General features: G+C 58.5%; 20 protein-coding genes and 1 tRNA gene. 7 read left to right on the forward strand and 14 right to left on the reverse strand.

Annotated elements, in window-relative coordinates; genetic code table 11:
* Window positions 1-24 precede the first annotated feature (24 nt).
* Genes purL through purB form a run of 5 tightly spaced genes read right to left on the reverse strand, consistent with a single transcriptional unit; the run spans window position 25 to window position 5,266 of the window.
* Window positions 25-2,244 (reverse strand): phosphoribosylformylglycinamidine synthase subunit PurL, encoded by a 2,220-nt coding sequence (gene purL / locus AB3X55_01130; protein MEX0502181.1) that lies wholly within the window; start codon window positions 2,242-2,244, stop codon window positions 25-27.
* Window positions 2,241-2,945 (reverse strand): phosphoribosylformylglycinamidine synthase subunit PurQ, encoded by a 705-nt coding sequence (purQ, locus tag AB3X55_01135; protein ID MEX0502182.1) that lies wholly within the window; start codon window positions 2,943-2,945, stop codon window positions 2,241-2,243. Before purQ ends, purL begins: the two co-directional genes overlap by 4 nt.
* Window positions 2,942-3,196 (reverse strand): phosphoribosylformylglycinamidine synthase subunit PurS, encoded by a 255-nt coding sequence (gene purS / locus AB3X55_01140; GenBank protein MEX0502183.1) that lies wholly within the window; start codon window positions 3,194-3,196, stop codon window positions 2,942-2,944. Before purS ends, purQ begins: the two co-directional genes overlap by 4 nt.
* A gap of 37 nt (window positions 3,197-3,233) precedes the next feature.
* Window positions 3,234-3,965 carry a phosphoribosylaminoimidazolesuccinocarboxamide synthase gene (purC, locus tag AB3X55_01145; GenBank protein MEX0502184.1) on the reverse strand — a complete coding sequence of 244 codons (732 nt, stop codon included), beginning with the start codon at window positions 3,963-3,965 and terminating at the stop codon, window positions 3,234-3,236.
* Window positions 3,965-5,266, reverse strand: a complete 1,302-nt coding sequence (gene purB, locus AB3X55_01150) for an adenylosuccinate lyase (GenBank protein MEX0502185.1) — start codon at window positions 5,264-5,266, stop codon at window positions 3,965-3,967. Before purB ends, purC begins: the two co-directional genes overlap by 1 nt.
* Window positions 5,267-5,395: 129 nt before the next feature.
* Between purB and AB3X55_01155 the strand changes: the two genes are divergently transcribed.
* On the forward strand, window positions 5,396-5,590 hold the full coding sequence (locus AB3X55_01155) for a hypothetical protein (GenBank protein MEX0502186.1): 195 nt from the start codon (window positions 5,396-5,398) through the stop codon (window positions 5,588-5,590).
* A 68-nt stretch (window positions 5,591-5,658) separates the two neighbouring features.
* Here AB3X55_01155 and radC read toward each other — a convergent pair whose 3' ends face one another.
* The gene (gene radC / locus AB3X55_01160; GenBank protein MEX0502187.1) at window positions 5,659-6,300 is read right to left on the reverse strand and encodes a DNA repair protein RadC; all 642 of its coding nucleotides are present in this window, start codon (window positions 6,298-6,300) and stop codon (window positions 5,659-5,661) included.
* Between the two features lie 231 nt (window positions 6,301-6,531).
* A complete protein-coding gene (gene map, locus AB3X55_01165) occupies window positions 6,532-7,320 on the reverse strand; it encodes a type I methionyl aminopeptidase (protein MEX0502188.1) in 789 nt (262 codons plus the stop codon).
* Window positions 7,321-7,506: 186 nt separating this feature from the next.
* Here map and AB3X55_01170 point away from each other — a divergent pair, with 186 nt between their 5' ends.
* Window positions 7,507-8,277: a competence/damage-inducible protein A gene (locus tag AB3X55_01170; GenBank protein MEX0502189.1), complete on the forward strand. Its 771-nt coding sequence runs from the start codon at window positions 7,507-7,509 to the stop codon at window positions 8,275-8,277.
* Between the two features lie 9 nt (window positions 8,278-8,286).
* On the opposite strand, the gene AB3X55_01175 is transcribed toward AB3X55_01170, so the two are convergent.
* Entirely contained in the window at window positions 8,287-9,246 is a 960-nt protein-coding gene (locus AB3X55_01175) for a rhomboid family intramembrane serine protease (GenBank protein MEX0502190.1), read from the reverse strand.
* A 135-nt stretch (window positions 9,247-9,381) separates the two neighbouring features.
* Between AB3X55_01175 and AB3X55_01180 the strand changes: the two genes are divergently transcribed.
* On the forward strand, window positions 9,382-10,590 hold the full coding sequence (locus AB3X55_01180; protein MEX0502191.1) for a hypothetical protein: 1,209 nt from the start codon (window positions 9,382-9,384) through the stop codon (window positions 10,588-10,590).
* 49 nt (window positions 10,591-10,639) lie between these two features.
* Here AB3X55_01180 and AB3X55_01185 read toward each other — a convergent pair.
* Window positions 10,640-10,725, reverse strand: a tRNA-Leu gene (locus AB3X55_01185).
* Between the two features lie 176 nt (window positions 10,726-10,901).
* Between AB3X55_01185 and AB3X55_01190 the strand changes: the two genes are divergently transcribed.
* Window positions 10,902-11,132, forward strand: coding sequence for a cysteine-rich CWC family protein (locus AB3X55_01190; GenBank protein ID MEX0502192.1), 231 nt, complete (start codon window positions 10,902-10,904; stop codon window positions 11,130-11,132).
* Between the two features lie 76 nt (window positions 11,133-11,208).
* Window positions 11,209-11,550, forward strand: a complete 342-nt coding sequence (locus tag AB3X55_01195) for a hypothetical protein (GenBank protein MEX0502193.1) — start codon at window positions 11,209-11,211, stop codon at window positions 11,548-11,550.
* 27 nt (window positions 11,551-11,577) lie between these two features.
* Here AB3X55_01195 and AB3X55_01200 read toward each other — a convergent pair whose 3' ends face one another.
* A complete protein-coding gene (locus tag AB3X55_01200) occupies window positions 11,578-12,210 on the reverse strand; it encodes a YfbR-like 5'-deoxynucleotidase (GenBank protein MEX0502194.1) in 633 nt (210 codons plus the stop codon).
* A gap of 150 nt (window positions 12,211-12,360) precedes the next feature.
* On the opposite strand from AB3X55_01200, the gene AB3X55_01205 reads away from it, so the two are divergent.
* Window positions 12,361-13,059, forward strand: a complete 699-nt coding sequence (locus AB3X55_01205) for a hypothetical protein (protein MEX0502195.1) — start codon at window positions 12,361-12,363, stop codon at window positions 13,057-13,059.
* Window positions 13,060-13,072: 13 nt separating this feature from the next.
* On the opposite strand, the gene AB3X55_01210 is transcribed toward AB3X55_01205, so the two are convergent.
* Window positions 13,073-13,693, reverse strand: a complete 621-nt coding sequence (locus tag AB3X55_01210; GenBank protein MEX0502196.1) for a flavin reductase family protein — start codon at window positions 13,691-13,693, stop codon at window positions 13,073-13,075.
* A gap of 151 nt (window positions 13,694-13,844) precedes the next feature.
* On the opposite strand from AB3X55_01210, the gene AB3X55_01215 reads away from it, so the two are divergent.
* Entirely contained in the window at window positions 13,845-14,522 is a 678-nt protein-coding gene (locus AB3X55_01215) for a glutathione binding-like protein (GenBank protein ID MEX0502197.1), read from the forward strand.
* A gap of 45 nt (window positions 14,523-14,567) precedes the next feature.
* Here the strand turns inward: AB3X55_01215 and AB3X55_01220 are convergent, their stop codons facing one another.
* Genes AB3X55_01220 through AB3X55_01230 form a run of 3 tightly spaced genes read right to left on the reverse strand, consistent with a single transcriptional unit; the run spans window position 14,568 to window position 16,427 of the window.
* Window positions 14,568-14,747 carry a hypothetical protein gene (locus AB3X55_01220; GenBank protein MEX0502198.1) on the reverse strand — a complete coding sequence of 60 codons (180 nt, stop codon included), beginning with the start codon at window positions 14,745-14,747 and terminating at the stop codon, window positions 14,568-14,570.
* A gap of 16 nt (window positions 14,748-14,763) precedes the next feature.
* Window positions 14,764-15,201 carry a YcgN family cysteine cluster protein gene (locus AB3X55_01225; protein ID MEX0502199.1) on the reverse strand — a complete coding sequence of 146 codons (438 nt, stop codon included), beginning with the start codon at window positions 15,199-15,201 and terminating at the stop codon, window positions 14,764-14,766.
* Window positions 15,156-16,427, reverse strand: a complete 1,272-nt coding sequence (locus tag AB3X55_01230; GenBank protein ID MEX0502200.1) for a class I SAM-dependent methyltransferase — start codon at window positions 16,425-16,427, stop codon at window positions 15,156-15,158. The genes AB3X55_01225 and AB3X55_01230 overlap by 46 nt, the downstream gene beginning before the upstream one ends.
* Window positions 16,428-16,567 lie beyond the last annotated feature (140 nt).

The following is a 16,567-nucleotide window of genomic DNA, read 5'->3' on the forward strand; positions in this document are numbered from 1 at the left end:
CATTGTCCTTCCGGTTGTCTGGCGTCATCCGCCCTGCATGAGGTCAGGGATGGTCGCCTCGACCAGTTGTCTCAATTCTTCTACAGATATGGCACTCTCATCGCCGAATTGCAATTCGCCGCCGTCACGGGTGCTGCCTATCGCCGCAGCGGGAACGCCGGCGTCCCGCGCTGCGGCCAGAAGGGTCTGTGCATCGGTGGTGGCGATCACATAGCGTGCCTGATCCTCGCCAAACGCCCAGCCATGGTGGTTGCCGCCAGCGGGAAGGTCGATCTGCGCGCCGCATCGACCGGCAAGACACATTTCGGCAACGGTCACGGCAAGGCCGCCATCGCTGATATCATGCGCGGCCGCAATCGTGCCGGCGGCAATCTGTTGCTGGACGAACAGCCCATTGCGGCGTTCTGCCTCCAGATCAACCGGCGGTGGTGCCGCCTGGGGCGCGCCTGCCAGATGACGGGCATACAGCGATACGCCAAGCCAGCCATCATCGGTTTCTGCTGTCTGGCCAATAACGATCAACGCCAGACCAGCGCCGGCAGGCGCCATGCCGACAGCGGTGCCGATATCGTCAATCGTGCCGACCATGCCGATCACGGGACAGGGCAGAATGGCACTGCCGTCTGTCTCGTTATAGAGCGACACGTTGCCCGAAACGACAGGGGTGTCGAGCGCGCGCGCGGCATCCCCCATGCCGAGAACCGACTGTGCCATCTGGGCCATGATTTCGGGCCGTTCCGGGTTGCCGAAGTTCAGATTGTTGGTAATGGCAAGGCCACGCGCGCCAATCGCGGACAGGTTTCGCCATGCCTCGGCAACAGCCTGTGCGCCGCCTGTGCGCGGGTCCGCCTCGACATAGCGCGGCGTGCAATCGGTGCTGGCGGCAAGACCGCGCCGTGATCCATGCACCCTGATCAGGCCTGCATCGCCGCCCGGCGGTGCGATGGTGTCGGCCATGACCTGGCTGTCATATTGTTCATAGATCCATCGGCGGCTGGCAAGATCGACGCTGCCAAGAAGGATTGTCAGAATGTCGCCGACAGGCCTGTTGTCAGTGATGCCGGCGCTTGCCAGAACCGGGCGCGGAGCGACCTCGGCCTGTGGGCGGTCATATTCCGGCGCGTCGTCGACAAGCGGTGCCAGCGGGATATCACAGGCAACCTCGCCATCCTTCAGCAGGACCAGTCGCCCGGTTTCGGTTACCTTGCCGATCGGCATGAAATCCAGATCCCATTTTTCAAAGATCTGGCGGGCAGTGTCGGTGGCGTCAGGCTTCAGCACCATCAGCATCCGTTCCTGACTTTCCGACAGCATCAATTCATAGGCGCTCATGCCGTCTTCGCGGGCCGGGACGAGATCGAGGTCCATCTCCATGCCAAGGCCGCCCTTCGAGGCCATCTCGACAGAGGAAGATGTCAGCCCTGCCGCCCCCATATCCTGAATGGAGAGTACAGCGTCCGATGCCATCAGCTCGAGGCAGGCCTCCATCAGCAATTTGCCGGTGAAGGGGTCGCCAACCTGTACCGTCGGGCGCTTCGATTCCGTCTCGTCGGAAAATTCGGCCGATGCCATTGTGGCACCATGAATGCCGTCACGACCGGTCTTTGCGCCAACATAGATCACCGGATTGCCGGGGCCAGTCGCCGCAGACCGGAAGATCCGGTCACTGTTGGCAAGGCCGATCGCCATCGCGTTCACCAGAATATTGCCATTATAGGACGGATCGAAATTCACCTCGCCGCCGATGGTCGGGATGCCGATGCAATTGCCATAGCCACCGATACCCGACACCACGCCGGACAGAAGGTGACGCGTCTTTTCATGATCAGCGGCCCCAAATCGCAGCGCGTTCAAAAGCGCCACCGGCCTGGCCCCCATGGTGAAAACATCGCGCAGGATGCCGCCAACCCCCGTTGCCGCGCCCTGATAGGGTTCGATGAAGGAGGGGTGGTTGTGGCTTTCGATCTTGAAGATGGCGGCAAGACCGTCGCCAATATCGACGGCTCCGGCATTCTCGCCCGGCCCCTCGATGACCTGAGGGCCGTCGATTGGCAGTGTCTTCAGCCATTTCTTCGAGGATTTGTAGGAACAATGTTCGGACCACATGGCCGAGAAAATGCCCAGCTCACACAGGTTCGGCGTGCGGCCCAGCCGTTTCAGGATAAGGTCCCATTCCTGCTGTGACAGGCCCATCGATGCGGCGTTCTCGAATGTCATGGCAGAAGCTTGATGTGGCGCACTCATGATACAAGGGCCTCCAGGCAGGCGGTCAGCATGGTGGCACCGTCGGCGCTGCCAAGTTCGCTTGAGATGGCGCGTTCTGGATGTGGCATCATGCCCATGACGCGGCCATTCGTCGAAATGATGCCGGCGATATCGCGGGCAGCGCCATTCGGGTTGAACGGGCCGTGAATATCGCTGTCGACATACCGGAACGCGATCTGACCATTATCTTCAAGTCGCTGCAAATCATCATCGGCAGCAAAGTAGTTGCCTTCATTATGGGCCACCGGAATGATCAGTTTCTGACCCGGTACCAGCCCCGCGGTAAAGGGTGAATCAGCGCCGCCAACAACCTCGATACAGGTATTGCGGCAGACATATTTGAGGCCGGCATTTTCAACCAGTACACCGGGAAGGAGGCCTGCCTCAAGCAGCACCTGAAAGCCATTGCAGACTCCCATCACGGCACCGCCGCGCGCTGCATGGTCGAGAACAGCCTCCATGATCGGCGAACGCGCTGCCAGCGCCCCGCAGCGCAGATAATCGCCATAGGAAAACCCGCCCGGAATGATCGCCAGATCAACCGGATCGAGGCTTGTTTCCTTGTGCCAGACCAATGCCGGCCGACGCCCGGCCAGCTTTTCGATGGCCACCATCATGTCACGATCGCAATTTGATCCGGGAAAGACGATGACGGCAACGCGAAGCGCGCTCAGGCTCATCCTTCATTCTCCCCGGCAATTTCGATCTCGTAATCCTCGATTACCGTGTTGGCGAGCAGGGTTTCGCACATGCGGGCCACTCTCTGCTCTGCCCGGGCCGGGTCGTCCTCGTCGATATTTAGGGAAATGCGCTTGCCAACGCGAACCTCGCCAACTTCCTGGAAACCAAGATCGGTGAGCGAGCGTCCGATGGCGCGTCCCTGCGGGTCGAGAACGCCCTCTTTCAACGAGATGTTAACGATTACCTGCATGGATCTGTCCTTTGCATCGATGCGGTGGGGCAGACGATCAGCTCGCCTGCGGAATTGTCACGCCAAGACGACGTGCGATTTCCTGATAGGCCTCGGTCAGGCCGCCAAGGTCACGGCGGAACCTGTCCTTGTCCATCTTTTCATCCGTGCCAACCTGCCAGAGACGGCAATTGTCGGGGCTGATTTCATCGGCCAGCATTATGCCGCCACTGCCATCGGCGGGCCGCCCGAATTCCAGCTTGAAGTCGATCAGCCTGACATCAATCCCGGCGAAGATTTCAGTCAGCAGCGTGTTGATACGATGTGTTTCGGCGACTATGGCGTCGAATTCTGCGGGGGTGGCCCAGCCAAAGGTCAGAATATGTTCGCGCGCGATGATGGGATCGCCAAGCGCATCATCCTTCAAGCAGAACTCGACCAGAGTCGCGGGAAGATCGTCACCTTCGGTCAGGCCAAGACGGGGGCAGATGGACCCGGCAGCCACATTGCGGACAACGATCTCGACCGGAATGATTTCCAGTGCGCGGATCAGCTGTTCACGGTCATTCAGTCTGGTGATGAAATGTGTGGTCACACCGGCGTCGGCAAGCAGATTCATGATGTGTTCGCTGATAAAATTGTTCAGCACACCCTTGCCGGTGATGACGTCTTTCTTCTGGGCGTTGAAGGCGGTGGCGTCATCCTTGAAATACTGGACCAGTGTGCCGTCTTCCGGCCCCGGATAGATGATCTTGGCCTTGCCTTCATAGAGTGGGTGCCGGTCGGCCATCATGCATCACCTTCAAAAACACGGGCAAAGATCGTATCGACATGACGGAAATGCTGGTCGAGGTCGAACAGGGAATCGATATCCTCGGCGCTCAGTGCCGCCTTCACATCGGCGTCGGCTTTCAGTCTGTCGCGATAGCTGCCGCCATCTTTCCAGGTGGCCATAGCGTTGCGCTGAACCATGACATAGGCGTTCTCGCGGCTGACACCCTTCTGGGTCAAAGCCAGCATCACCTGCTGTGAATGGACAAGACCACCAAGCTGGTCGAGATTCGCCTGCATGGAATCGGTATAGACAACCAGCTTCTCGACAACGCTGGCAAGTCGCTGCAGCGCGAAATCCAGTGCGATGGTGGCGTCGGGGCCAAACACCCGCTCAACCGATGAATGCGAGATGTCACGCTCGTGCCACAACACGACATTTTCCAATGCCGGTGTGACGGCGGCGCGGACAATACGCGCCAGTCCGGTCAGGTTTTCGGTCAGCACCGGGTTGCGCTTGTGCGGCATGGCTGACGAGCCCTTTTGCCCGGCAGAGAAAAACTCCTCCGCTTCGCGAAGCTCGGTCCGCTGAAGATGCCGGATTTCGGTGGCAAGCCGTTCGACCGAACTTGCGATGACGCCAAGCGTGGCAAAGAACATTGCATGGCGGTCGCGCGGGATGACCTGAGTTGATACCGGTTCGGATGTCAGGCCCAGCTTCCTGGCGACATGTTCCTCGACAGCCGGGTCAATATGCGCAAACGTGCCGACCGCCCCGGAAATCGCACAGGTGGCAATTTCGGCACGCGCCGCTGTCAGCCTGGTACGGCAGCGGGCGAATTCGGCATAGAAGGTGGCAAGCTTGAGGCCGAAGGTTGTCGGTTCTGCATGGATGCCGTGGCTGCGTCCGATTGTCGGTGTATAGCGATGTTCCTCGGCGCGCGTTCGAAGCGCCGCCAGAAGACGGTCCATTCCGGAAAGCAGCAGGTCGCTGGCGCGGGTCATTTGGACGGCAAGCGTGGTGTCCAGGACGTCGGACGAGGTCATGCCCTGATGCACGAAGCGGGCTTCGTCGCCGACATGTTCGGCAAGGCTGGTCAGGAAGGCGATGACGTCATGCTTGGTTTCACGCTCGATCTCGTTGATTCGATCGATATCAAACCCGCCTCGGTCCCAGACGGCCTTGGCAGCCTCGCTGGGAATCATGCCAAGTTCCGCCATCGCGTCACAGGCATGTGCCTCAATTTCGTACCAAATTTGAAATTTACTCTGTTCGGACCAGATGGAGGTCATTTCCGGTCGCGAATATCGGGGAATCATCGGGCTGTTTTCCTTTGCCACTGTCAGCGCGGTGGTTGTACCATCGGGCTGTTGAAAATACCAGTGCGTAACCCGCCAAAACGGGGTGCGGCTGTTCTGAAAATTCGATCCGCAAGGAACCGCGAAGCAATGTTCATCCGAAGGCTTGTCGTGAATGCCCTGTTGATGGCCGCCCGCAACCCGGCGGTGCAGAAAAAAGCCGGTGAAGCGGCCGGCAAGGCGCTTCAGCAGGCGCGTCCGAATCTGATGAAGGCCAGCCTGCGGGCGGGCCAGTTGACGCGCAAGGCACGCGACAAGATCGCCGACATCACCGACCCGAAATAACGCTGCTGTCTCGATATCGCCGGTGGCCCGATATCGATGGTGGCCCGATATCGATGGTGGTCGTCGGGTCAGAGAAGGCCAAGGCTCTTGAAGCTGACAACCTCGTGGCCGGCGACAACAAGATGGTCGTGAAGCGTAACCGTGACCAGTGCCAGCGCCGCGCGCAGCTCCACCGTCATATCGATGTCGGCCCGCGATGGCTCGGTCTCGCCACTTGGATGATTATGGACCAGAATCACCGCCTTTGCGTAATGCCGCAGTGCTGCCGCAACAACTTCGCGAACATAGACAGGCGTCTGGTCGATGGTGCCGGTCGACAGACGTTCCTCGGCGATCAGCCGGTTACGATTGTCCAGACACAGCATCATGAAATGTTCGACATTCTCATGAGACAATCGTGTCACACAATAATGCTGAACTTCACTCCAGCTTGCCAGCACATGGCGATTGTGAATGTCGGAATGGCTGAGATGCAGCCCGGCAGCCTCGACGATTTTCAGCGCCGTCACCGACGCATCACCCATGCCGCGATGTTTGCGAAGTGTATCTGCCGGTGCCCGCAGCACCGCTGAAAGCGACCCGAAGCTGGCCATCAATTCCTTGGCCAGCGGCTTGGAGTCTGTCCGGGTATTGCCGGCATAGAGCAGCATTTCAAGCAGCTCCAGATCGCTGAGGGCGACAGCCCCCTTGTCCAGAAGCTTGGCCCGCATACGGGCCCTGTGGCCGGACTGATAGCCCGATCTGCTATCAGCCTTGGTCGCCGTCTGGTGATCATCATCGTCTGAGCGGGGCTTTGCTGTGCGGGGTGATATGTCGGGCTGCCTGACCATGCCCATAGGGATAATGCAAAATGGCTGAAGAAAGCGTTAACACGCTGCCATTTTGATTCGGTTTGCTGTCACTTGAAGTCTGGTCCGACGCTGGCCGTAAACCCTGCCGGTCTAGATATAGGGCGGTGCGGAATATCCTGCCGGGGACAGGGTAAAGATTTCCGGTTCACCGTCGGTGATCCCGATGGAATGTTCGAACTGCGCGGACAGGGATCTGTCGCGCGTCACCGCCGTCCAGCCATCCCCCAGAATCTTTGTCTCGGCGCGACCTGCATTGATCATCGGCTCGATGGTGAAAATCATGCCGGGTTCAAGCCTCATGCCGGCACCGGGGTTGCCGAAATGCAGGACAGTGGGGGCGCAGTGAAAGGTCTGCCCAAGACCGTGACCGGTAAAATCGCGCACCACGGAAAAGCGCTGCGCCTCGGCGTGTGACTGAATGGCGTGACCGATGTCACCAAGTGTATTGCCGGGTCTGGCCACCTCGATGCCGCGCATCAGGCAGTCATGCGTCACCGACGTCAGAAGGCGGGCTTTGACTGATGGCTCGCCAACGAAATACATCCGCGATGTGTCGCCATACCAGCCGTCAAGAATCACCGTGACGTCGATATTCAGGATATCACCGTCGCGAATCGTCTTTGGTCCCGGGATGCCGTGGCACACAACATGGTTCAGTGAAATGCATGTCGCTTTCGGAAAGCCCTTGTAATTCAGGGGTGCCGGAACCGCGCCATGCGCATTGATGTAATCGTGGCAGATGCGGTCCAGCTCCTCGGTCGTGATGCCTTGCTGCACATGCTGCGTGATCATGTCGAGGACCGACGCCGCCAACCTGCCCGCCGCGCGCATGCCGGCAAAGCCGGTTTCGTCATGGAGAATTACAGGATCGGTACGCATGGCTGCCCTTGGTCTGGGTGGAGGTTGCGCCGATACCACTAATCGCAAATCGGCAGTTTGCCAAGCCACTTAGGCCATTCCTGCCTGTGTCGGCAGCTGTGATTTGTGCTGCGGACTTGACCGACGTCAGAAAGAGTCTATTTCCCTTGTCAGGTAATTTCCAGTGATGTTCATAAGGACCAAGGCATGGCCAACCCAACAGCCGCAATTATCGTGATCGGCGATGAAATCCTCTCCGGTCGTACCAAGGACAAGAATATCGGGTGGCTTGCCGAACAGCTTGGTTCGCAGGGCATCATGCTTCGCGAGGCGCGGGTAATCCCCGATGTGCGCGAGACCATCATCGAAACCGTAAAGACGCTGTCGGCGGCTTATGACCTGGTGTTCACGAGTGGCGGCATCGGGCCGACGCATGATGACATCACCACCGAATGTATTGCTGCCGCCTTTGATCGCAGGGTGATTCGCCACAAAGAGGCAGAAGCGCGGCTGATTGCGCATTATGAAGGCACGGACATCGAGTTCAACGCGGCGCGCCAGAAGATGGCCGATATCCCCGAGGGGGCCGATCTGATCGACAATCCGCTCAGCGCCGCGCCAGGGTTCATTCTCGGCAATGTGCATGTCTTTGCCGGCGTGCCGTCAATCCTGCAGGCGATGTTTGAAGGGTTGCGTGACCGGCTTCCCGGCGGTGTCGCGATGACCCGTCTGACCGTGCAATGCGCGATCGGCGAGGGCACCATCGCCACCATCATGGAAACCGTTCAGGCAGCGCATGAAGGTGTCAGCATCGGCAGCTATCCGTGGTTCAAGCCGGGCCAGTTCGGCACTGCCGTGGTTGTGAGCGGTCTTGACCCGCAGGTCACCATGGCGGCTGCCGAAGCGCTTGCCGTCGGGGTGCGCGGTCTGGGTGCCACTGCCGATATCATGCCGCTCGGCGAGGATGGCAGGGACTAGTCGTGCTACCTAGTCCTGGCGCCTGAACCCCGGCACCGATCCACGCCCCCTGCCACCTGTGCGCTGATGCGGCTTGTGGGACGCATCGCGGCTGTCCTGCCAAGGTGACGCGGTGTTATCGTCCTGCCGTTTGGCTGCCGGCTGATTTTCATGGCGAACAACAACGCGCGACCGCAGCGGATCGTTGGCGCGGCGACCATAGCGGTATTTTGCTTCCTGTTTGATTTCGGCAAAGGGGATCGGGCGTGCTGACCAGTGATCAGGTGGTGTGTCATTGGCGCCAAACAGCGGCACATCGGACCGTTTGAAGAACGGGATCAGCGCCATGCCAGCCAGAAATCCACCGATATGCGCAAAATAGGCGACCCCGCCATCATCTCCCGACAAGGCGTTGGGTGCGGCGACGAACTGCCCGCCGATCCAGACGCCAAGAACAACCCAGGCTGGCAGATTGATGAACCTGACAAAAATGAGAATCAGCAGGAAGGTACGAATGGCTGCGCGTGGATGCAGGATAAGATAGGCGCCGAGAATGCCGGCAATGCCACCCGAAGCGCCAACCATCGGAATGCGCGATGAGGGACCGATCATGAACTGGGCCAGTGCCGCCGCCACGCCGCACAGGAGATAGAAGAGGATAAAGCGCCAGGGCCCCATGGAATCCTCGACATTGTCACCGAAAATCCACAGATACAGCATGTTACCGCCAATATGCATCCATCCGCCATGAAGGAACATCGCCGAGATCATGGTTGCCCAGGCCGGCAGGACGGCAATTTCGGGAGGCAATGTCGCGGCCCCACTGGCATTGGCCGGGATGAAGCCATACTGGAAAAAGGCCAGCCGTTCGGCCTGTGGCGGCAATGATTGCTGCCACATGAAGACCAGAACGCAGGCCGCGATGATGATCCACGCCACCCAGGGCGTGCGCTGTGACGGATTGTCGTCAAACAACGGAAAGAAGAACATGTCCGGCCTTTCTGCCTGTCTCTGGTCCCGGTCCGATGGGGCGCTGCATGACTCGACCGCTGGCGGTTTGTCAGGCTAGGGTCAAGATAGGCCATTGGCCACCAATCTGCCACTTTTGCAGTGAATGCTATGACCATGAACCCGTTACACAGATCGCCGTCCGGCCCCCGCCACAGATTCAGCTATCTGGCTGTCTGTACAGTTTTCGTCGCCTTCATGATGTGTGTGATGCTGCCGCAGGTCGGTGTCGCGCGCACAATGCTGCAAATCGGCGATGGCATGACGCTGTCATTTGCAGACGGTGATATCGATGTCCGCAGCGGGTCCGGTGAACTTCATGATATCGAAGTCAGCGAGAACGGTGTCGTGATGCTGACAGCTGACTATCTGAATATCGATGCTGACGGTGTCGCCGGTGGGGATGACTGGTTCATCAACGAATTGCTGATGACGAATGCTCTGGTGCCCGAATCTGGGCTGTTCATCAACCGGGTCGAGATGCGCGATATATCTGCCGGTGCGATCGACCATGACTCCCTGCAAGGCTCGCAGCCTTTTCTGACCGACCCTCCGGTAACCGAACAAAGCCTCATCAGAATGACCAATCTCAGCCTGCAGGCCGAGAATGCGCTTATTTCGGTGGACGAGATCAGCAGCCTGCCGGTCCGTCTTGCCGAAACAGCGCAGGGCAGGGTGTTCGTCACCGAGGGCGGGCTGGCTGTGAAGGGCATGACCGTGATGCCGCTTGACCAGGTTCGCGGTGAGAATCCGCTGGTCGACAAGCTTGCAGATCGGGGCATGAATTCGATGAGCCTGGATTTTGTTGTCATGGCCAGCATCGATATGTCGGCAACCGGCATGTTGGTCGGGTATGAATTCCTCTCGGATATCCAGGATCTGGCGACCATCGAGTTTGCTGTGCGATTCGCCATTGATGATGATGTTTTTGAACGTCTGGTGCCGCTTCTTGCGTCACCTGATGACAATCCGGCCGCGCTGATCGGCCTGTCCGGCGCCATCGCTCTGGAAAGTGGGCGTCTGGTGATCGAGGATTCCGGGCTTGGCGATATTATCTTTGCCGTAGCGGCCGAGGAGGAAGGGGTCAGCGAAGCCGAGTTTCGCAGCATGACGAGGATGTCGGCGGCTGCCGGCGTCGGCTCCACCTTTCCAGAACATGTGTCCCGGCTGTTGCCACCGATAGAGGCGATGCTGAAGCAGGGGGGCAGGCTGACGGTCACCGCCACACCGGACACACCCGTGCCGTTGTCGAGTGCCATCGGCTTTGCGATGCTTCCCGATCTTGCCATTGACCAGCTGGGAATTGTGCTGTCTCACCAGCCGTGATGCACCCCGATCACGCCTGCCATCGATCTCGCTTGTGCCGGTCTGACGATGGTGCGGGCGGGGGGACTCGAACCCCCACGACCCAGGGTCTCTGGATTTTAAGTCCAGTGCGTCTACCAATTCCGCCACGCCCGCACATTCAGGCCGGGTGTATCACAGACCGGCAGGTCTGCCTACTGCCCAGCACCGCTGGTGGCGCTGGCGCGTGACTGATTCTTCTGTCTATGCAGCCCTTGCATCGGACGGTGAATTGGCTGAGGATTCGGGCAGAGGAAACCCGGAGAGTGGCCAGAGCGCAGCCGGAGGGGGGAATGCAGAAACTGACATGCGACGAATGCGGTGCCCAGTTCAATTGTGGCGCTCCGCCGGGCAAGGATCACTGCTGGTGCATGGCGCTGCCCAATCTTCGTGAAAACTTTGATTTGGCGGGAAAATGCGTTTGTCCTGATTGCCTGACCATGGGCAAGGCCAAAGCCATGATCCGGGCCCGCAAGGAACGCCGCAGACAGCGGCGCGAGTCAGCTGTCAGGATCAACCGCTAGACACCGGCTTTCAGTCTTTGGCCAAGAGTTAAATTTCAGTATATTAGGTCCAATTCATGTTTAATGGAGAGGCCTGATGGCGCAAAGCCGCAATGTGAAGATTCGTGACCTCCGGAAACGCAGCAAAGCAAAGCTGGTTCGCGTGAATGATCAGCTGAATGCAATCGCCTGGGACATGTCCGAGCGGAACGAATCGGTGAATGACGTCAACACAATGCGTGCTGTGGCTGTCCTTGATGATGCGCTGAGTCTGATCCAGCGTGCCGGTGCGTTGCTGAATTCGGTCCATGTTGAACCCGACCCGACGACGGCGGATGATGCCGGCCCGCGTGGGTTTGTCGGTGGCCGTGGCGACAGGAAATCCGACGCTGCCCGAGGCAAGGGGGCGATTTCACGTTCGGTCAGCAATGTGAATTGACGGCATTGGGATGACCGTCAGGCCTGACTAGCTGTCCCCGCCGAGAAGGCGAAATTTTTTCAAGAACATCTCCGCCGCCTGATCGGGCGGCACCGGACGCAGCTTCATGTTTGTGGGGGTGCCGCGTGGCCGACGCAGGATTTTGGCAGCTTCGGTCTCGCTGAAACCTGCAAGCTGGGTTGCTTCCATCCAGGCTGCCATCCTGTCGGCACGCTTGATTGCGCGGGTGATGGTATCGGGGAGTGCCGCCGGCAGACCAAACCGGATATGAATGGCGGCTTCAAGGCGTGCCTCGATATCCTGATAGATTCCGCTCAGCGCGTATTTGAACGGGGTGATCATGTCGCCAATAACATATTCAGGCGCGTCGTGAAGAAGTGCCGCAAGACGCCAGCGACGATCAAGCTTTGGCGCGTTGCGCGAAACCAGCCTTTCAACAATAATCGAATGCTGGGCGACCGACAGCGGGTAGGCCCCCCTGGTCTGGCCGTTCCATCTGCTGACACGCGCCAGACCGTGCGCGATGTCGATGATCTCGATGTCGATTGGCGAAGGGTCGAGCAGATCCAGACGTCGACCGCTCAGCATACGCTGCCAGGCGCGACCATTTTGCGGTGATTTACGGGGGGCACGGTGGTGTGATGTGCCCGGCGATTTCATAGGTGTCCTTGATACCGGCATGCCAGCATCCTGCCCTATACAGACGCACAGCTTCAAGAGCGGGACGTGACATGAACTTGCCTTTTATTCGTGGTGATGTATTGATCGGGCACGATATGTCCATGAACAGGGATACAGAACAGGCAGTTAATGGACTTTTTTGAAACACGAGAGCGATATCGCCGCCGGGAAATGCGCAGCTATGTGACGTTGCTACTCAGGGTTCTCATTGTCGGGGGTGTCTTGTGGCTTGGCTGGTTGTGGGGCCATGCCGAGACCGGCAGCCTGCGCGCCGAGGCGGAACGCACGCTGTATGAGAACAATCAGCAGATTGCCGAACTCAGCACCGAGGTGCAGCGCCTTCAGATGGGGCTTGCCGAAGCGCGGGCCAAGAACAAGGTTGATGAGCTGGCGCAGGACAATGATGCCGAACTGAAGGCGCTGGTTACCAAAAAGATCGCGCGTGGTGTCGCGCCGGCGCAGATCCTTCATGCCATCCAGAAGCTTGGCCGCCCTACGAACTGCCGCCAACTCGACAGTCGGAATATCGCTGTTGCCACCCCGCTCTATGGCGGGCCTGAATCCAAGGCAACGCTGTTTGACGGCGGACTCAACCTGCATGTCGAGGGCAATGCCGACCGCAAGTCATCGCGCGAGGTGCCAAGCTTTGACCGCAAGATGCCGCTAACGGTGCGGATGGCGTTTCTGAACGGGCAGAAGGTCACACAGGGCACACTGCCATTCCAGGTCATGATTCCGGCCGAAGAATGGGTGCTGCTGCTGGATTTTGCGGATTCAAGCCTGCATGGCTACGTTACCGTCGACATCTCCAGCTGCACGCAGCGTTGACAAGCCACGGCGCTCAGCCCTGCCCGGGTCGTGTAGCCTGAAAAATATCGGTGCTGCGCCCATAGTCGCGATAGCCGAGGCGACTGATCGGGATGAATTTCTCGTATCTGACCAGCCCGCCCTCGACAATCCCGTCATCAATATAGATACCCGTAACCGTGCCGGTCACCATGATGTATCCCCCGCCGGTGTCATTGCGGGGCAGGTTGAGTGTCTGGAAATGCGTGCATTCCAGCGCCGCCGGGACACCGCTGGCCCTTGGCACTGCCACGGTCTGTGACGGGACCATGTCGAGCCCGGCAAGGGTGAATTCATTTTCGCCATAAGGATAGGAACCGGATGAGATATTCATCGCGTCGAACTGGTCCTGGCTGACGATATTCACCACGAATTCGCCCGTTTCCTCGATGTTGCGAAGGCTGTCCTTGATGTGGGATTCATTATCCGACTGTACCGAGAACATGACCATCGCAGGATCTTCGGAAATGGCGTTGAAAAAGCTGTAGGGTGCGAGGTTGAAGCTGCCATCAGCGCCTTTTGAGGCAATCCAGCCGATCGGCCGCGGCGAGACGATGGCTTTGAGTGGATTGTGGGACAGTCCGGCATCCTTGTGCCGCATCGGTGCGAAAAACATGGTATTGGTCCTGGCTGGGTGTCGCGCCTGAAAGTCGGTCGATTGGCGGAAGACGGTTGGAAGATCATAATCGGTTTACTATATATCGAGCGAACCCGGCAGTCACGCCGCGCGGTGTCGCGCAGCATCCCAGAAAACGGAATTCCGCAGAATGATTGAACTACACTACGCTCCGACTCCAAACGGACACAAGATCTCCATTGCGCTCGAGGAAATGTCGCTTCCCTACGAGGTACACAGGGTCGATATCGGCAATGGAGACCAGTTCAAACCGGAATTTCTGGCATTCAGCCCGAATAACCGGATCCCCGCGATCATCGATCGTGATGGGCCGGACGGTGATTCCACCGGGATTTTTGAATCCGGTGCCATTCTGATCTATCTGGCGGAAAAAACGGGCATGTTGCTTCCTGCAGAGGGGGCGGGCCGAAAGACCGTTCTTGAATGGCTGATGTGGCAGATGGGCGGGTTTGGTCCGATGCTTGGCCAGGCGCATCACTTCAATTTCTACGCCAAGGACAAGATTGAATATGCGATGACCCGCTACAGCAACGAGGCCAATCGTCTGTATGGTGTTCTCGACCGTCGCCTAGAGGGGCGTGAATATGTGGCCGACGAATATTCGATTGCGGATATCGCCATTTTCCCGTGGACCCGTACCCATGATCGCCAGAATGTCGATATCGAATCCTATCCGAATGTGGCGCGGTGGCGGCGGACCATGTTCCAGCGCCCCGCTGTGCAGCGCGGCATGAAGATTGGCGCCGAATGGCGCAGCGATCTGCGCGATCTGTCGCCCGAAGAATGGAACAAGCTGTTCGGTGCCTGATTGCCAGGCGGCGGCTGAAACCTGACCGCAGGTTTTCTATATGCCTCAGGATGGCTGCGTTTCACCCTTGAAACGCAGCGTGCACCTGCCGGTGAAAACCTGCGTCACCAGTGATTCCTTGCACAGATGCCAGCGTTTTTTGGGGCCGCCCGACTCGGCGTTCCAGATCGTGGCAAGTGCCAGCACCGTCAGCAGGGCAATCAGGATCCATCCATTCCGACTCATCGCGTCTGGCCCCGTCCTACCATGTCGTGATGTGGTCGATCATGTCAGCCTCATCAACCGAATCCTCGGGAAAGACCCGGCCAGCCACCGTGGCGCCGGCCCGCTTTGGTGCCTCGGCATCGCCACAGACAAGCGGGTGCCATGATGGCAGGTCACCGCCCTCGGCGATGATACGGTAGGCACAGCTGTCCGGCATCCAGGTGAGGGTCTCCAGATTCTGTGGGCTGAGCGTGATGCAGTCGGGGACATGTGTCTTGCGGTTCGGGTAATCCATGCAGGTGGCGTTGCCGCAATCCAGCAGTCTGCAGGCCACATCGGTGTAATGGACCTCGTTCGTGCCAATGTCCTCGATCTTCAGGACACAGCATTTTCCGCACCTGTCGCACAGTGATTCCCATTCTTCGGGGCTCAGCTCGCCGAGTGCCTTTTGTTTCCAGAAGGGGAGTTCTGACACAATATGTTCCTGAATGCGGTTTCCAGATCGTGAAGATAGGCACGGCTGTCAGGTACGGCAAGATGATCATCAGACAGAAGCAGTTGCACGATCATACCATTCTGGCTGCGGAAAAAATATTCACAGCCAAGAAGATAGAATTCCCACATGCGTACGAACCGGCTGTCATACAGTTTTTCCATCCGGTCATGATTTGCCAGAAACCGGTGCCGCCAATGCCGCAGCGTGTCGGCGTAATGGCCGCGCATAACCTCAAGGTCCAGTAATTTCCATCCCCTGCCGGAGGTGGCCTGGACAAGCTGTTCCAGCGACGGCAGATATCCGCCGGGAAAAATATAGCGTGTCAGCCACCGGTTCACCGGCCCGGCGCGGCGATGCACCGCGATGCTATGGACAAGGGCGACACCACCTGGTGCCAGAAGATTGGCAATCTTGTCGAAATAGGTGGCATAGTTGCGCGGCCCGACATGTTCCAGCATGCCAACCGACACGATTCTGTCGAAACGTCCCGTCTGATGGCGGTAATCCAGAAGCTGAAAATCGAGCGATTCCGTCATGCCGGCATTTTTTGCCGCCAGTCTGGCATGGACAAGCTGGCGTTCCGAAAGTGTGATCCCGTTTACGATGACATTTTTGCGACACAGCGCCAGCGCCCGCGCAAGACCACCCCAGCCGCAGCCGATATCGAGAACATGATGACCTTCCTGCAGGTTCAGCTTGGCGGCAATACGTGCAAGCTTGTTGATCTGCGCCACCTCCAGCGTGTCATCGGCATGATGGAAATAGGCACAGGAATATTGGCGCCACGGATCAAGAAAGGTCTCGAACAATTCATCTGTCAGATCGTAATGATGCGCCACATTGCGACGCGACCGGTCCGGCAGGTTCAGATGCCTGAAGACCGACAGCATGTTTCCGAACATCAATGTCAGGCGGCCGGCCCAATGCCCCGCCCATACAGGCGAATTCTTCAAAATCAGATCCATCAGGGGTTCAAGCCCCTCCTCGCCTGGTGTCAGGCGGCCATCCATGTAGGCTTCGCCAAATTCCAGATCAGGGCGCGTCACAAGCCGCCGCAGGGTCTTGCGGTCATGGACGGTAATTTCTGCCCTTGGGCCGTTGTCAGCGACACCAAGACAGACCCGCCTGCCGCCGGGCGTGATGACGGTCAATTGTCCGAACCGGATGAACTGCCCCAGGATGGCCAGGACAAATCTTTCAAGCATGGTCGTTCATACCTCGGCTGATTTGCAGATAAAACGTGCCCGAACTCTGATATACATCCCTCGCAACTTTCGGAGGACCAGATGGTATCGAAGTTGTGATCTTTCGCAAGATATTGTTTATTAACGAAATATTTACCAGA

The organism is Alphaproteobacteria bacterium LSUCC0719 (assembly GCA_040839025.1).
Classification (GTDB): Bacteria; Pseudomonadota; Alphaproteobacteria; order Puniceispirillales; family Puniceispirillaceae; genus UBA8309.

Coding starts and splice junctions, on each gene's coding strand:
- AB3X55_01230 (MEX0502200.1), bottom strand. CDS start 16,427: ATGCTTGAAAGATTTGTCCTGGCCATCCTGGGGCAGTTCATCCGGTTC.
- AB3X55_01190 (MEX0502192.1), top strand. CDS start 10,902: ATGCAGAAACTGACATGCGACGAATGCGGTGCCCAGTTCAATTGTGGC.
- purC (MEX0502184.1), bottom strand. CDS start 3,965: ATGGCCGACCGGCACCCACTCTATGAAGGCAAGGCCAAGATCATCTAT.
- map (MEX0502188.1), bottom strand. CDS start 7,320: ATGCGTACCGATCCTGTAATTCTCCATGACGAAACCGGCTTTGCCGGC.
- AB3X55_01170 (MEX0502189.1), top strand. CDS start 7,507: ATGGCCAACCCAACAGCCGCAATTATCGTGATCGGCGATGAAATCCTC.
- purQ (MEX0502182.1), bottom strand. CDS start 2,945: ATGAGCCTGAGCGCGCTTCGCGTTGCCGTCATCGTCTTTCCCGGATCA.
- AB3X55_01215 (MEX0502197.1), top strand. CDS start 13,845: ATGATTGAACTACACTACGCTCCGACTCCAAACGGACACAAGATCTCC.
- AB3X55_01200 (MEX0502194.1), bottom strand. CDS start 12,210: ATGAAATCGCCGGGCACATCACACCACCGTGCCCCCCGTAAATCACCG.
- purB (MEX0502185.1), bottom strand. CDS start 5,266: ATGATTCCCCGATATTCGCGACCGGAAATGACCTCCATCTGGTCCGAA.
- AB3X55_01180 (MEX0502191.1), top strand. CDS start 9,382: ATGAACCCGTTACACAGATCGCCGTCCGGCCCCCGCCACAGATTCAGC.
- radC (MEX0502187.1), bottom strand. CDS start 6,300: ATGCGGGCCAAGCTTCTGGACAAGGGGGCTGTCGCCCTCAGCGATCTG.
- purS (MEX0502183.1), bottom strand. CDS start 3,196: ATGCAGGTAATCGTTAACATCTCGTTGAAAGAGGGCGTTCTCGACCCG.
- AB3X55_01195 (MEX0502193.1), top strand. CDS start 11,209: ATGGCGCAAAGCCGCAATGTGAAGATTCGTGACCTCCGGAAACGCAGC.
- AB3X55_01210 (MEX0502196.1), bottom strand. CDS start 13,693: ATGTTTTTCGCACCGATGCGGCACAAGGATGCCGGACTGTCCCACAAT.
- AB3X55_01220 (MEX0502198.1), bottom strand. CDS start 14,747: ATGAGTCGGAATGGATGGATCCTGATTGCCCTGCTGACGGTGCTGGCA.
- AB3X55_01155 (MEX0502186.1), top strand. CDS start 5,396: ATGTTCATCCGAAGGCTTGTCGTGAATGCCCTGTTGATGGCCGCCCGC.
- purL (MEX0502181.1), bottom strand. CDS start 2,244: ATGAGTGCGCCACATCAAGCTTCTGCCATGACATTCGAGAACGCCGCA.
- AB3X55_01175 (MEX0502190.1), bottom strand. CDS start 9,246: ATGTTCTTCTTTCCGTTGTTTGACGACAATCCGTCACAGCGCACGCCC.
- AB3X55_01205 (MEX0502195.1), top strand. CDS start 12,361: ATGGACTTTTTTGAAACACGAGAGCGATATCGCCGCCGGGAAATGCGC.